Origin of the sequence: Streptomyces triticisoli, from assembly GCF_003270085.1 — a bacterium.
GTDB classification, from domain to species: Bacteria; Actinomycetota; Actinomycetes; order Streptomycetales; family Streptomycetaceae; genus Streptomyces; species Streptomyces triticisoli.
In genome coordinates this window covers 1-13488 of record NZ_QFDQ01000037.1, presented here as the reverse complement: position 1 = coordinate 13488, position 13488 = coordinate 1, and the positions used below count along the sequence as shown (strand labels likewise).

The following is a 13488-nucleotide window of genomic DNA, read 5'->3' as shown; positions in this document are numbered from 1 at the left end:
GGAGCGGGCACGGCCAGTAACGTCATGAGTATGACGACATCCGCATCAGTTCCTCCCGGATCCGAGAGCGCCATAAGGACAGGCACGGTCACCGACCGCCTCACGGAGGCCAACCAGCGCTATGCCGCCGCGTTCATCGACCCGGGGATGGACGCCCGGCCCGTGCTGCACGTCGCGGTCGTGGCCTGCATGGACGCCCGTCTCGACCTGCACGCCGCGCTCGGCCTGGAGCTCGGCGACTGCCACACCATCCGCAACGCGGGCGGCGTGGTCACCGACGACGTCATCCGCTCGTTGACCATCAGCCAGCGCGCCCTCGGCACCCGCAGCATCGTGCTGATCCACCACACCAACTGTGGCCTGGAGTCCATCACCGAGGACTTCCGGCACGAACTGGAGATGGAGGTCGGGCAGCGTCCGGCCTGGGCCGTGGAAGCCTTCCGGGACGCCGACCAGGACGTGCGGCAGTCCATGCAGCGCGTGCGCACCTCGCCGTTCCTGCTGCACACCGACGACGTGCGCGGCTTCGTCTTCGACGTCAGGACGGGCCTGCTGCGCGAGATCGACCCCGCCTGACCCTCGCACGCGCGCCGGACATCCGGTGCGCATCATGCCGCCGTCACCTGCGAAAGGTCGTAAAAGCCGACTTACCGCGGCCAGTTGTCCACAGGCGAGTGACACGAATCGGTAACGGCGGCAAGAATGCGGGGTGTGGCCGCACGCGGAACCTCGCGGAACCTTTCCGCGTGGTGGCCGTGATTCGGGGCGGGCCGGACCTCACAGCAGAGCGTCGGCCCGGGAAATTGGGGTATCCCCTGCTCGGCAGAGGGCTTGGGGGAAGGGCCGAGGAGGGCCGGGTGACGACCTATGACGAGCGAGCGAGCCTCACTGATCTGACCTCCACCGTGGAGCGGATCCGCAGTTCGGTGGAAGGAGTGATCGAGGGCAAGCCCGAGGTCGTACGGCTTTCGCTGACCGTACTGCTCGCCGAGGGGCACCTTCTGATCGAGGACGTCCCCGGGGTGGGCAAGACGATGCTCGCCAAGACGCTGGCGCGGTCCATCGACTGTTCGGTGCGGCGCATCCAGTTCACGCCCGACCTGCTGCCGTCGGACATCACCGGCGTGTCCATCTGGGACCAGCAGCGCCGGGACTTCGAGTTCAAGCCGGGCGCCATCTTCGCTCAGATCGTGATCGGCGACGAGATCAACCGTGCCTCGCCCAAGACCCAGTCGGCGCTGCTGGAGTCCATGGAGGAGCGTCAGGTCACCATCGACGGGCAGACCTACGAACTGCCCACCCCGTTCATGGTGGTGGCCACGCAGAACCCGGTCGAGATGGAGGGCACCTACCCGCTGCCCGAGGCCCAGCGCGACCGCTTCATGGTCCGGGTGTCCATCGGCTATCCGAACCCGGACGCCGAGTTGCAGATGCTGGACGTGCACGGCGGGGTGAACCCCCTGGACGACCTCCAGCCGGTCGCGCACGCGCATGAGATCACCAAGCTGATCGAGACGGTGCGCGGCGTGCACGTCGCCGAGACGGTGCGGCGGTACGCGGTGGACCTGGTCGCCGCCACCCGCACCCACCCGGACCTCAGACTCGGCGCCTCGCCGCGCGCGACGCTGCACCTGCTGCGCGCGGCGAAGGCGTCCGCCGCCCTGAGCGGCCGGGAGTACGCGCTGCCGGACGACGTACAGGCGCTCGCCGTGGCCGTGCTGGCCCACCGGCTGCTGCCCACCGCCCAGGCCCAGCTCAACCGCCGCACCTCCGAGCAGGTCGTCCAGGAGATCCTGCGGAGCACCCCGGTGCCCGCCGGGCCCCAGCAGTCCGGCGGCTTCGGTCTGGGCCACGGCACGCCGGCGTACGTCCGGCAGACGCCGCGGAGGCTGTGATGTCCCACACGGGGGCCGCGCACGCGGAGGACGACCGGGGGGAGCGGGGCGGCATGCGCACCGCGCTGGCCGGCCTGACCACCCGGGGGCGTTCCTTCCTGGCCGCCGGGGTCGCCGCCGCCCTGTGCGCCTACGTCCTCGGCCAGCCCGACCTGCTGCGGGTCGGGCTGCTGCTCGCCGCCCTGCCGCTGGTCTGCGCGACCGTGCTCCACCGCACGCGCTACCGGGTGGCCGGCGGCCGCCGGCTCTCCCCCGCGCGCGTGCCCGCCGGCAGCGAGGCCCGTGTGCACCTGCTCATGGACAACGTCTCCCGGCTGCCCACGGGTCTGCTGATGCTCCAGGACCGGGTGCCGTACGTGCTCGGGCCGCGGCCCCGCTTCGTGCTCGACCGGGTCGAGCCGGGCGGACGCCGCGAGGTGTCCTACCGGGTCCGCTCCGACCTGCGGGGCCGCTATCCGCTGGGCCCGCTGCAGCTGCGCCTGACCGACCCGTTCGGGATGTGCGAACTGACCCGGTCCTTCTCGACGTACGACACCCTCACCGTCGTGCCGCGCGTGGAGCCGCTGGCACCGGTGCGGCTGAGCGGCGAGGCCAAGGGGTACGGCGACGGGCGGCAGCGCTCGCTGGCGCTGGCCGGCGAGGACGACATCATCCCGCGCGGGTACCGCTACGGCGACGACCTGCGCCGCGTTCACTGGCGCTCCACCGCGCGCTACGGCGAGCTGATGGTGCGCCGCGAGGAGCAGCCGCAGCGTGCCCGCTGCACTGTGCTGCTCGACACCCGGAAGCTCGCCCACCGGGGCGCCGGCCCCGACTCGGCCTTCGAGTGGGCGGTGTCCGGCGCGGCCTCCGTCCTGGTGCACATGCTGGAGCGGGGTCTCTCGGTCCGGCTGCTGACCGACACCGGCAGCCTGGTGCCCGGCGAGGCCTCCGCGGGTTTCGCGGGCGCCGGCCAGGAGTCCGCGGACGCGGCCGGACTGATGATGGACGCCCTCGCCGTGATCGACCACTCGGACGGGGCGGGCCTGTCCCGCGCCTACGACGTGCTGCGCGGCGGCAGGGAGGGGCTGCTGGTCGCCTTCTTCGGCGATCTGGACGAGGTCCAGGCCACGGTGGCCGCCAAGATGTGCCGGCGCAGCGGCGCGGCCGTCGCCTTCGTCCTGTCCAGCCGCACCTGGACACGCGAACCGGCCGACGTCCCCGCCCCGGCCGACCCCACCGAGGAACGCCTGCGCCTCCTGCGCGAGGCCGGCTGGACGGCCGTCGGCGTGCCCCGGGGCGCGGCGCTGGACGAGGTGTGGCGCCAGGCGGACCGCGAACGCACGACCATCCGCGCGACGAGCGGCACGGGCCCGGGCGAGGGGTGGTCATGAACGCCACGGGGGTCCGGGCCGTCCTGGGCCAGTGGCGTGAGCGGACCGGCAGCCCTCCACGAGGAAGGGGCACCTCGCATGGGGACCCTGAGCGACACCACGGACCGGGCAGGCGGCCGACAGGCACGGGCCCGCGCCGCACGACGGACCGGACCGTCCCGCACGCGCGCCCTGCGCGAGGCCACGAACCGGGTGGGCGGTCGGCAGGGGCGGGGCGGGGCGTCCCGGGCGAGTGGCGTGGGCGGCTCGGCAGGGGGCCGGTGGGGTTGAGCCGCACGGGTGAGCGGGAGGGGTGGGTATGAGCGGGCGGGCGCGGTTGGCGTTGTACGCTTCGGCGGCCACGTTGATGGCGGCGTGCGCGTTGCTGCCGCTGGTTTCGTCCGCGACGTGGATCGTACAGGTCACGCTGTTGCTGACGGTGCAGTCGGGCGTCGGCGTGGTGGCCCGGCGGGTACCGCTGGCGCGGCCGCTGACCGTGGCGGCGCAAGCCCTGGTCACGCTGATGCTGCTGACCCTGGTCTTCGCCCGGGCGCAGGCCTTCGCCGGACTGGTCCCCGGCCCGGAGGCCTTCCGTCACCTGGCCGAGCTGCTGCGACAGGGTGCGGACGACGTCGGCCGGTATGCCATCCCGGCGCCGCTGACCGGCGGCATCCGGCTGATGCTCGTCGGCGGCGTGCTGCTGATCGGGCTGATCGTGGACACCGTCGCGGTGACGTTCCGCAGCGCGGCCCCCGCGGGACTGCCGCTGCTCGCCCTGTACTCCGTGGCCGCGGGCCTGTCCGAGGGCGGCACAGCCTGGCTGTGGTTCCTGGTCGCCGCCGCCGGCTACCTGATGCTGCTGCTGGCCGAGGGCCGGGACCGGATCTCGCAGTGGGGGCGGGTGTTCGCCGGGGCGTCGCGCCCGGGGGGCGGAGAAGCCGGCGCGACCGCGCCGGTGCGCACCGGACGCCGGATCGGCGCGCTCGTCCTGGGCGTCGCCCTGGTGGCGCCGCTCGCCCTGCCGGCCATGCAGGGCGGGCTGCTGGACGCCACCGGCGCCGGAGTCGGCGCGCGCGGCGGCAAAGGCGGCACGATCTCAGCGGTGAACCCGCTGGTTTCGCTGCGCGACAGCCTGAACGCCGACGAGAACCGCACGATCATGAGCCTGCGCACGGACACGTCCGACCTCTCGGACCTGTACTTGCGGATCGTGTCCCTGGACGAGTTCGACGGCACCACCTGGAAGCCGTCCCAGCGGCACATCGTCGGCGTGCCCGACCCGTTCCCCGCCCCCATCGGCCTGGCCGACGACGTCAAACGCGGGCGGATCACCACGACCATCGCGACGTCCAAAGGGTTCCGCCAGAGCTGGCTGCCGATGCCGTACCCGCCGAGCGGCGTGCGCATCAAGGGCAGTTGGCGCTACGAACCCGTGGGCATGACCCTCGTCGGCGACCACGGGCAGAACACCCGCGGACTGACCTACCAGGTGAAGAGCCTCCAGGTGAGGCCGACGGCGGAGCAGCTCGCGACCGCGCCGGCCCCGCCGCCGGCCCTGAAGCGCGAGTACACCAAGGTGCCCAAGTCGCTGCCGGCGGACGTCGCGAGGACCGCCCGCCGGATCACCGAGGGCGCGTCGAACCACTACGAGCAGGCGGTCGAGCTGCAGGACTGGTTCGCCGTCGACGGCGGCTTCCAGTACGACACCCAGGTCGACACGGGCAGTGGGCCGCAGGCCATCTCACGGTTCCTGAAGGACAAGCAGGGCTTCTGCGTGCACTTCTCCTTCGCGATGGCCGCGATGGCCCGCACGCTGGACATACCGGCCCGGATCGCGGTGGGCTTCGCCCCCGGCTCCCCGCGGGGCGACGGCACGGTGGCGGTGAACCTGAAGGACGCGCACGCCTGGCCCGAGCTGTACTTCGAGGGCGTCGGCTGGACCCGCTTCGAGCCGACGCCGACGCGCGGCACCGTGCCGTCGTACAGTCGGCCGGAGACGCCGGACACCCGCCTGCCGGACCCCGCGGTGTCCTCCCAGGACGCGAGCACGGCGCCCTCCGCCGCGCCCTCTGCGCACCAGAGCTGCCCGCCGGAGCTGAGGCGGCTGCAGGAGTGCGGGGGCCCGTCCGCGCAGGCCGTGCTGGTCTCCGACGGCGGCGGCCCGAAGTGGTACGCGGTCCTGGGGTGGGCACTCGGCGGACTGGTGCTCCTCGCCCTGCCGCTGTCACCGGTGCTGTGGCGCAGGCGGATGCGCTTCGTCCGGCTGGGCGCGCACGGGCGCGGCGAGGCGGACGCGGTGCCGCACGTCCTGGGGGTCTGGCAGGAACTGACGGACACGGCCTGGGACTTCGGGATCCTGCCGGACGAGTCGCAGACTCCGCGCAAGGCCGCCGCCCGGATCGTGCGCCTCGGGCACCTCGACCCGGCGGCCGCGGCCGCGGTGCACCGCCTGGCGGACGCCGTGGAACAGGTCCTGTACGCGCCGCGCCCACGCCCGGTGGCGGGGCTCGCCGAGGACGTCCGTCAGGTCACCGGGGCCTTGCGGGGCACGGTGACCCGCGGCGCCCGGCTGCGGGCCACGCTCGCCCCCCGCTCGACCGCGCGCCTGGCCTGGTCGGCCTCGGCCCGGTGGACCGAGCTCCGCTCCCGCCTCACCGCCGCCCGGCCGTCCCTGCGGAGACCGTCGGGTCAGCGGGGCTGAGAGCCCCGAACAAAAGGGGAGTCCGATCAGCTCGCGGCGTCATGGGGGGTCCCCCTGCTCGAAGAGCTTGGGGGTGGGGGTGCCCCCTGCTCGAAGAGCTTGGGGGAGCGTGCCCGGGGGCACCTCCCAGCCGCCGGACTGGGGGAGCGTCGCGAGCCGGGCGCCCATTGTGCTCGGGGCTCTGAGGCGGCCGGAGCGGCGCCGGAGGGGTTTTCCGGGCGTACGTGAGGGGGTGACCACCGTCGGTGGTCACCCCCTCACCACGATCAAGGGTGATCGGCGGGCTAGCGGCCGCCCTGCTCGTCGCGGCGGCGCTGCCAGCGCTGCTCGATGCGGTCCATCATGGAGCGCTTCGGACGGGCCTGGTGTCGGGCGTGGGGGCCGCCGACGGCCTGCTCGCCCGGCTTGGGGGCCTTGCGCCAGCCGGTCACGGCCAGCACGGCGCAGCCCAGCATGACCAGGAAGCCCACCACGCTGACCCAGATCTGCTGGGCGACCATTCCTGCCATGAGGAGCGCGATACCCACGAGGAAGCCCACGACTGCCTGGTAGACCCGCCGCCGGGTGTACGTACGCAGCCCGCTTCCCTCGAGCGCCGACGCGAACTTGGGATCTTCTGCGTACAGCGCTCGCTCCATCTGCTCGAGCATGCGCTGCTCGTGCTCCGAGAGCGGCACGGAGTCCTCCTCATTGTGCAGTCGCCGGGGGACGACCCGGGGGGGTCCCTTCAGGATAGGCAGGGAATCGCCCCTGTGAAACCCGCCCCTCTGCGCCAATTGACCAACCGGAGCCCGCCATGCCGGACCCGGCTCGCTGAGGCTGTCATTCCCCGGCGGCCGACCCGTCATGCCGGGCGGTCTCCTCCGATCATACGGCGCGAAGCCGTCGGCCGGGGGGCCTGTGGCGCACTCCATGCCCGGCGGAGCGGCGACCAGCGGTCCTTCCCGGGGGCCGGCTCAGGTCCCGGCGGCGCTCCGGGTCTCGCCGAGCACGTGCAGCTGCGTGGCCACCGAGTGGAACGCGGGCAGCTCGGCCGCCGCCTCCTCCAGCTTCAGCAGGGCGTCCAGCGCTCCGGGCTCGGTGTCCACGAGCACGCCGGGCACCAGGTCGGCGAAGACCCGTACGCCGTGCACCGAGGCGACGGTCAGCCCCGCGCCCTCCACGAGGGCGGTGAGCTGCTCGGCGGTGAAGCGACGCGGCACCGGGTCGCCCTCGCCCCAGCGTCCGTGGGGGTCGCCGAGCGCTTGCCTGGCCTCCTTGAAGTGGCCGGCCAGGGCGCGGGCGAGTACGGCGCCGCCGAGCCCGGCGGCGAGCAGGCTGAGGACGCCCTCGGTGCGCAGGGCGGCGGCCGCGTTGCGCACGCCCTCGGTGGGGTCGTCGACGTACTCCAGGACGCCGTGGCACAGCACGGCGTCGTAGCCGCCGCGCTCGACCACGTCGAACAGGCCGTGGATGTCGCCCTGCACACCCTGCACCCGGTCGGCCACGTCGGCCTCGGCGGCGCGGCGCTCCAGCGCGAACAGGGCGTTGGGGCTGGGGTCGACGACGGTGACCCGGTGGCCGAGGCGGGCCACGGGCACGGCGAACTTGCCGCTGCCGCCGCCGGTGTCGAGGACGTCCAGGAACTCCCGGCCCGCAGCCTTGGCCCGACGGTCCAGGGCGTCCTGCAGGACCTCCCAGACCACGGCGGTACGGAGAGAGGCGCGGGGACGAGAGGGGTCGGCGCGCAGCGACGTCGATTGGGGGTGGTGGTGGGAGACGGGCGGGCGCATCGGATCCGACACGGCAGTTGACTCCTCGGCGCGGCACCGCCTCTTGCGCGGCGGAGCGATCGGTCTGCCCTCCCCGCCCGGGGCACGGGAACCGGAGGGCTTCAGGCGCCTTCCACCCTATTGCCTCCCGCCCCCGCCCTGCCGCTCGGCTCCGCCGGGGTGCGCCCGGCGGGAGCGGCGCCCACCGTGTCCGCACCGCCCGGGTCCGCCCTGCCGGGGCCGGGCGGACCCGGCTGGGGCAGCAGCCCGGCAAGGCGGATGCCCCCTGCGTCCCGCCTGCCGCTCGCTCCGCAGTCACCGCGGGCGTGATCCCGCCGTGGCGGCAACCGCCGTACGGGCGCGCCCTGCCCCGGTCAGCCCGCGTCCGGCAGCCCGTGCGGGCTTCGAGCGCCGCGGCGGGAGGCGCCCGGCCCGTCCGCCGCGGCGGTGTCCTGGCGGGGCTGGGGCAGGGACGGCTGGAGGACGAGTACGCGCTCGACGAGTCGGCGTCGCGCCGGCCGACCGCGCCCCGGATGCCGGCCTCGGCCCGGGCGCGGCGCGCGGCGCCCGCGGCGAACAGCGCACTCCACTCGGCGAGTTCGGGCGCGATCTCGGGGAGCACTTCCCAGGCGCTCCTGATGCGTGCCCGCCGTCGGGGGGTGGGCTCCGGGCGCCCCCGCGCGGCGAGCACGGCGGCGGCGGCGCGCAGGGCGGCGAGGTGGGCCGTCGCGTACCGCTCGTTCGGGGTCTGCAGGGCCGTGGCCTCCTCCAGACCCGTGCGGGCCTGGGCGAGCAGGTCGAGGGCGGCGGGCGGCGCCGTGGTCCGGCGCGGGACGGGGTGCACGTCGCTCGCGGGGCCGGTCAGTGAGGGGGCAGGGCCGGTGGCGCGGCGCCGACGCGCGGCGGCTGCGGACGAGTTGGCCATGACGAACCTCCTGTCGTCTGGGTGACGGCATAGGTGCCGTATGTGCTCATCGTGGGGTATGGCACTGACAATCCGTTCTGACCTGGCCTTTTGCCTCGATCACAGGTTCGGGGTACTTTTTTGCACTGACCAGTCAGTTCAAAACAAGGGGGAGGGCAAGCCGTGCACGACCACACGGCACACGGCCTCGGTGTCACCGCCCGCGACTTCGGTCTGCGCGGGCCTCGCGGCTGGGCGTTCCGCGGCATCGGCCTCGACGCGGAGCCCGGTGCGCTGATCGCGGTGGAGGGCCCGTCCGGTTCCGGCCGTACGTGCCTGCTGCTCGCGCTCACCGGGCGGATGCGGCCCACGGAGGGGGTGGCCCGCGTGGGCGGGTTCGAACCGCCCCGGCACATGTCCGCCCTGCGCCGCTTCACCGCGCTCGCCAACGTGGCGGGCGTCACCGACCTCGAACCGGCCCTGACCGTCGGCGAGCACCTGCGCGAACGGGCGCTGCTCCAGCGCCGGTTCGGCGGCTCGCTGCGCGGCCTGCTGCGGCCCCGGGCCGAGCGCCGGGCCGAGGCGGAGCAGCTGATCGACGCGGCACTCGGCACCGCCGGCCTCGATCTCGCGGCCCTGCCCAAGGGCGACCGCACCGCCGTACGTGATCTGGAGCGCCCGGAGGAACTGCGCCTGTCGATCGCCCTGGCGCTCGTGTCCCGGCCGCGGCTGCTCGCCGTCGACGACACCGACTTCAAGCTCCCGGGCGCCGAACGGGACGCCGTCTGGGCGCAGTTGCGGTCGATCAGCGAGTCCGGGACGACCGTGCTCGCGGTATGCAGCGAGGCACCGGCGGGCGCGGTGATCGTCTCCACCAGGCCCTCCACCGAGCCCGCCGTCACCCCTTCCGCCGAGCCCGCCGCCACGACGACACCCGACGACGAACCGGACACCGGCGGACCGACCGACGACCGACCGGACACCGGCGGACCGACCGACGACCGACCGGACACCGGCGGACCGACCGACGGTGAATCCACCACCGCCGAACCCTCTGCCGGCGAAACCACCGCCGAGCCCACCGCCGACGCCCCGCACGACCAAGCGAAGGAGGCGGCCGATGCGCTCGCCGAAACTGGCCGCTCTTGAGCTCAGGCGCTTCGGCCGCGGCATGCTGCCGCGCGCCGCCCTGGTCGCCCTGCTGGTGCTGCCGCTGCTGTACGGCGCCCTGTACCTGTGGTCCTTCTGGGATCCGTACGGCCGCCTCGACCGCATCCCCGTGGCCCTCGTGAACGACGACCGGGGCGCCACCGCCGACGACCGCAGGATCACGGCCGGCGACGACCTCACCCAGGAGCTGCTGAAGAGCAAGGTCTTCGACTGGCACGAGGTGAGCGCCGCCGCGGCCCGCCGGGGCGTCGAGGACGGCACGTACTACCTGTCGCTGACCCTGCCGGCCGACTTCAGCCGGCGGATCACCTCCGGTGCGGGCGACTCCCCCGAGACCAGCGCGCTCCAGGTCCGTACGAACGACGCCAACAACTACGTCGTCGGGCAGATCTCCCGGACGGTGTTCAGCGAGGTGCGCACCGCCGCGTCCACCAAGGCCTCCCGGTCCTACCTGGACAAGATCTTCGTGTCCTTCTCCGACATCCACGGAAAGACGGTCGAGGCCGCCGACGGCGCCGACCGGCTCAAAGGCGGCATCGGCAAGGCCGAGCGGGGCTCCAAGGACCTCGCCGACGGTCTGACCAAGGCCAAGGAGGGCTCGTCCGAGCTCTCCAAGGGCCTGGCCAAGCTCAACACCGGGGCGAGCGACCTGGAGAGCGGCGCACGGCAGGTCGCCGACGGCACGCGGACGCTGGCCGACAGGATCAACGCGGTCGACGGCACGGTGGGCCCGTTCCTGAAGGACAACGAGAAGTCGATCGGCGACTCCGCCCAGTTGGTCGCCGACTCCGCCCAGGCGATCCGCCGCAACCTCGGCACCCTGGTGGAGCGGGCCCCGGCCGCCGCCGAGGACGCCCACGCCGCCTCCGCCGACCTGGACGGCATCCACGCCCGGCGCTGCGCCGACCCCGCCCTGCCGGACGCCGCCTGCGCGGACCTGAAGCAGGCCAAGGAGACCGCCGCCGACGTCGCGAGGATCGCCGACGACGTCAACACTCTCATCGCGGACAACGACGGCGACCTGAAGAAGCTCGACACCCGCCTGGCCACCCTCCGGACGCGGGCCCAGGCGCTCGCCGACCGCGCGCCGCACCTGTCCGAGGACATCGACGACGCCGTCAAGAAGATCAACAAGCTGAACGAGGGCGCCGGCAAGGTCGCCGCGGGCGCGAAGAAGCTGCACTCCGGGATCGGCACGGCCAGGACCGGCGCGACCGGCCTCGACGAGGGCGTCGGCAGGCTCGAGGCGGGCGCCGTCGACCTCAACGGCGGCATGTACAAGCTGGCCGACGGCTCCGGCAAGCTCGCCGGCGGGCTGCACGAGGGCGCCCAGCGGATTCCCGACTACGACAAGGAGGATCGCGACCGGCGCACCGGCGTCATGGCCGACCCGGTCCAGCTGGCCTCCCGGGGCCTGCACCACGCGCCGAACTACGGCACCGGGTTCGCCCCGTACTTCATCCCGCTGTCGCTGTGGGTGGGCGCCATGGTGGCCTACATGCTGATCCCGCCGATGAACCGGCGCGCGCTCGCCGCGGGCGCCTCCTCCTGGCGGATCGCGCTGGCCGGCTGGCTGCCGGTGGTGGCGGTCGGCGTGCTGCAGACGGCGGCCCTGATGGCGGTGCTGCACTGGGCGGTCGGCCTGGAGATGACGCGCGCGGGAGGCACGGTCGCCTTCCTGTTCCTGGTGGCGGTGTGCTTCGGGGCGATCGTGCAGTGGCTGAACGCCCGCTTCGGGCCGGCGGGCCGGATCCTGGTCCTCGCCCTGCTGATGCTCCAGCTGACGTCCGCGGGCGGCACGTACCCCGTGCAGACCAGTCCGGACTTCTTCAACGCGATCCACCCCTTCCTGCCGATGAGCTACGTCGTCGACGCCCTGCGCAGGCTGATCACGGGCGGCGGTCTCGGCCCGGTGTGGCTGGCCTGTGCGGTGCTGACGGGCTTCACGGCGGCCGCGCTCGCGCTGACCGCGCTGTCGGCCCGGCGCCGGCAGGTGTGGACGCTGAAGCGGCTGCATCCGGAGCTGAGTCTGTGACCCCGCCGTCGACCTCCCCTTCCGCCTCCCTTCCGTCCGCTGTGAGGAGTTCGTACCTGTGACAATCGGGGCCATGAAACGCAGCAGCGCCACGCCGGGCGGCCGTACCCGCCGCGAGGCCACCCGGCAGAAGCTCTACGAGGCGGCCGTCACGCTCATCGCCGAGCAGGGGTTCTCCGCCACCACCGTGGACGAGATCGCCGAGCGGGCGGGGGTCGCCAAGGGCACGGTCTACTACAACTTCGCCAGCAAGTCCGTCCTCTTCGAGGAGTTGCTGCGGCACGGGGTGGGACTGCTGACGGCCTCCCTGAGGGAGGCGGCCGAGCGGACCGCGCGGGAGGGCGGCAGCCGGGTCGACGCCCTGGACGCGATGGTGCGCGCCGGGCTGCTCTTCATCGACCGCTACCCGTCCTTCACCCAGCTGTACGTGGCCGAGCTGTGGCGCACCAACCGGGCCTGGCAGTCCACGCTCATGGTGGTGCGGCAGGAGGCGGTCGCCGTCGTCGAGGGCGTGCTGCGCGAGGGTGTGGCGAACGGTGAGTTCAGCGAGGAGCTCGACGTGCCGCTCACCGCGGCGGCGCTGGTCGGCATGGTGCTGGTGGCCGCGCTGGACTGGAAGTCCTTCCAGCCGGAGCGCTCCCTGGACGATGTGCACGCGGCGCTGTCCAGACTGCTGCAGGGACGGGTGAGCGGACGCCCCTGAGGACGGAAGCGCCGGTGCGCCGTGGCCACGTCCCCCGCGGGCCACGCCGCACCGGCGCTTTCTCGTGCTCCCCCTGTCCCCCGTGCCTCGCTCCCGCCGGTCCGGACCGACGGAAGGAGCGGTCGAGGGCCGCGCCGTTCCGCCGCCCCGTGTCGGCGGTGCCGGCGCCGGGCCCCTTTCCGTGCCTCCACTCTCTCGTTCACGCGGTTCCCGCCTCATCCGCGCGCGTACTCATCTCACCGGCTAGGTACGGATACTCAGTTCTGCGCGCTCACCCCCACGACGCCGGGGCGTGCGCTGGCTACGATCGCCTCCGTGTCCGTACTTCCCCTGGTGTTCACAAGCGGTTGGGCCAGCGGCATCAACGCGTACGCGGTGGTGCTGCTGCTCGGTGTGTTCGGCACGACGGGACTGGGCGACGAGGTCCCCTCCGCCCTGCAACGCCCGGAGGTGCTGATCGCGGCGGGCGTGCTGTTCGTGTGCGAGGCGGTCGCCGACAAGATCCCGTACGTGGACTCGGTGTGGGACACCGCGCACACCGTGATCCGCCCGGTCGCCGGGGCCTGGATCGGCGCGCTGCTCGCCGGGCAGAGCGGCTCGCTGTCGGACATCACGGCCGGCCTGGTCGGCGGCGGCACGGCACTGGCCAGCCACCTGGTGAAGGCCGGGACACGGATGGCGGTCAACACCTCCCCCGAGCCCCTGAGCAACATGCTCGTGAGCCTGGCCGAGGACCTCTCAGTGGCCGGCCTCGTCACCTTCGCGATCTTCCACCCCCTGGCCGCGGCGGTCATCGCCGCCGTTCTCCTCCTCGCGGGCGTCGTCATCGTCGCCTTCCTGGTCTCCCGCATCCGCCGCTACCTGCGCCGCCGGGCCCGCCGCCGTGAGGAACGCCGCCTGGCCGCCCGGGCGGAGGCCCCACCGGGCTGACCCCGGCCACGCCCCGGGCCGGGGCGGCCGTCGGGCGAGGCCCCTCC

General features: G+C 73.7%; 10 protein-coding genes and 1 pseudogene. 8 read left to right on the top strand and 3 right to left on the bottom strand.

Translation table 11 applies throughout. The features are described 5' to 3' along the window. Nucleotides 1-30: 30 nt before the first annotated feature. The 4 genes from DEP02_RS07445 (at nucleotide 31) to DEP02_RS07430 (ending at nucleotide 5948) form a co-directional block, all read left to right on the top strand. Nucleotides 31-576, top strand: a complete 546-nt coding sequence (locus DEP02_RS07445; RefSeq protein ID WP_112466549.1) for a beta-class carbonic anhydrase — start codon at nucleotides 31-33, stop codon at nucleotides 574-576. Between the two features lie 281 nt (nucleotides 577-857). Further along, entirely contained in the window at nucleotides 858-1895 is a 1038-nt protein-coding gene (locus DEP02_RS07440; protein ID WP_112466548.1) for an AAA family ATPase, read from the top strand. Beyond that, complete coding sequence (locus tag DEP02_RS07435; RefSeq protein ID WP_112466547.1) at nucleotides 1895-3268, top strand: DUF58 domain-containing protein; 1374 nt, start codon at nucleotides 1895-1897, stop codon at nucleotides 3266-3268. Before DEP02_RS07440 ends, DEP02_RS07435 begins: the two co-directional genes overlap by 1 nt. Before the next feature lie 298 nt (nucleotides 3269-3566). Beyond that, nucleotides 3567-5948, top strand: a complete 2382-nt coding sequence (locus tag DEP02_RS07430) for a transglutaminase TgpA family protein (RefSeq protein WP_112466546.1) — start codon at nucleotides 3567-3569, stop codon at nucleotides 5946-5948. A 284-nt stretch (nucleotides 5949-6232) separates the two neighbouring features. On the opposite strand, the gene DEP02_RS07425 is transcribed toward DEP02_RS07430, so the two are convergent. From DEP02_RS07425 to DEP02_RS07415, 3 genes and pseudogenes are all read right to left on the bottom strand, one after another. Further along, complete coding sequence (locus DEP02_RS07425) at nucleotides 6233-6625, bottom strand: SCO2097 family morphological protein (protein WP_112466545.1); 393 nt, start codon at nucleotides 6623-6625, stop codon at nucleotides 6233-6235. A 279-nt stretch (nucleotides 6626-6904) separates the two neighbouring features. Then, nucleotides 6905-7732: a class I SAM-dependent methyltransferase gene (locus DEP02_RS07420; RefSeq protein WP_112466544.1), complete on the bottom strand. Its 828-nt coding sequence runs from the start codon at nucleotides 7730-7732 to the stop codon at nucleotides 6905-6907. A gap of 341 nt (nucleotides 7733-8073) precedes the next feature. Further along, nucleotides 8074-8624 (bottom strand): annotated as a pseudogene (locus tag DEP02_RS07415) (SAV_6107 family HEPN domain-containing protein). Nucleotides 8625-8786: 162 nt separating this feature from the next. Here DEP02_RS07415 and DEP02_RS07410 point away from each other — a divergent pair. The 4 genes from DEP02_RS07410 (at nucleotide 8787) to DEP02_RS07395 (ending at nucleotide 13441) form a co-directional block, all read left to right on the top strand. Beyond that, a complete protein-coding gene (locus DEP02_RS07410; protein WP_112466543.1) occupies nucleotides 8787-9752 on the top strand; it encodes an ATP-binding cassette domain-containing protein in 966 nt (321 codons plus the stop codon). Then, nucleotides 9724-11808, top strand: coding sequence for a YhgE/Pip domain-containing protein (locus DEP02_RS07405; protein WP_112466542.1), 2085 nt, complete (start codon nucleotides 9724-9726; stop codon nucleotides 11806-11808). The genes DEP02_RS07410 and DEP02_RS07405 overlap by 29 nt, the downstream gene beginning before the upstream one ends. A gap of 73 nt (nucleotides 11809-11881) precedes the next feature. Further along, on the top strand, nucleotides 11882-12511 hold the full coding sequence (locus DEP02_RS07400; protein WP_112466541.1) for a TetR/AcrR family transcriptional regulator: 630 nt from the start codon (nucleotides 11882-11884) through the stop codon (nucleotides 12509-12511). A gap of 315 nt (nucleotides 12512-12826) precedes the next feature. Then, the gene (locus DEP02_RS07395; RefSeq protein ID WP_112466540.1) at nucleotides 12827-13441 is read left to right on the top strand and encodes a DUF4126 domain-containing protein; all 615 of its coding nucleotides are present in this window, start codon (nucleotides 12827-12829) and stop codon (nucleotides 13439-13441) included. Nucleotides 13442-13488: the final 47 nt, after the last annotated feature.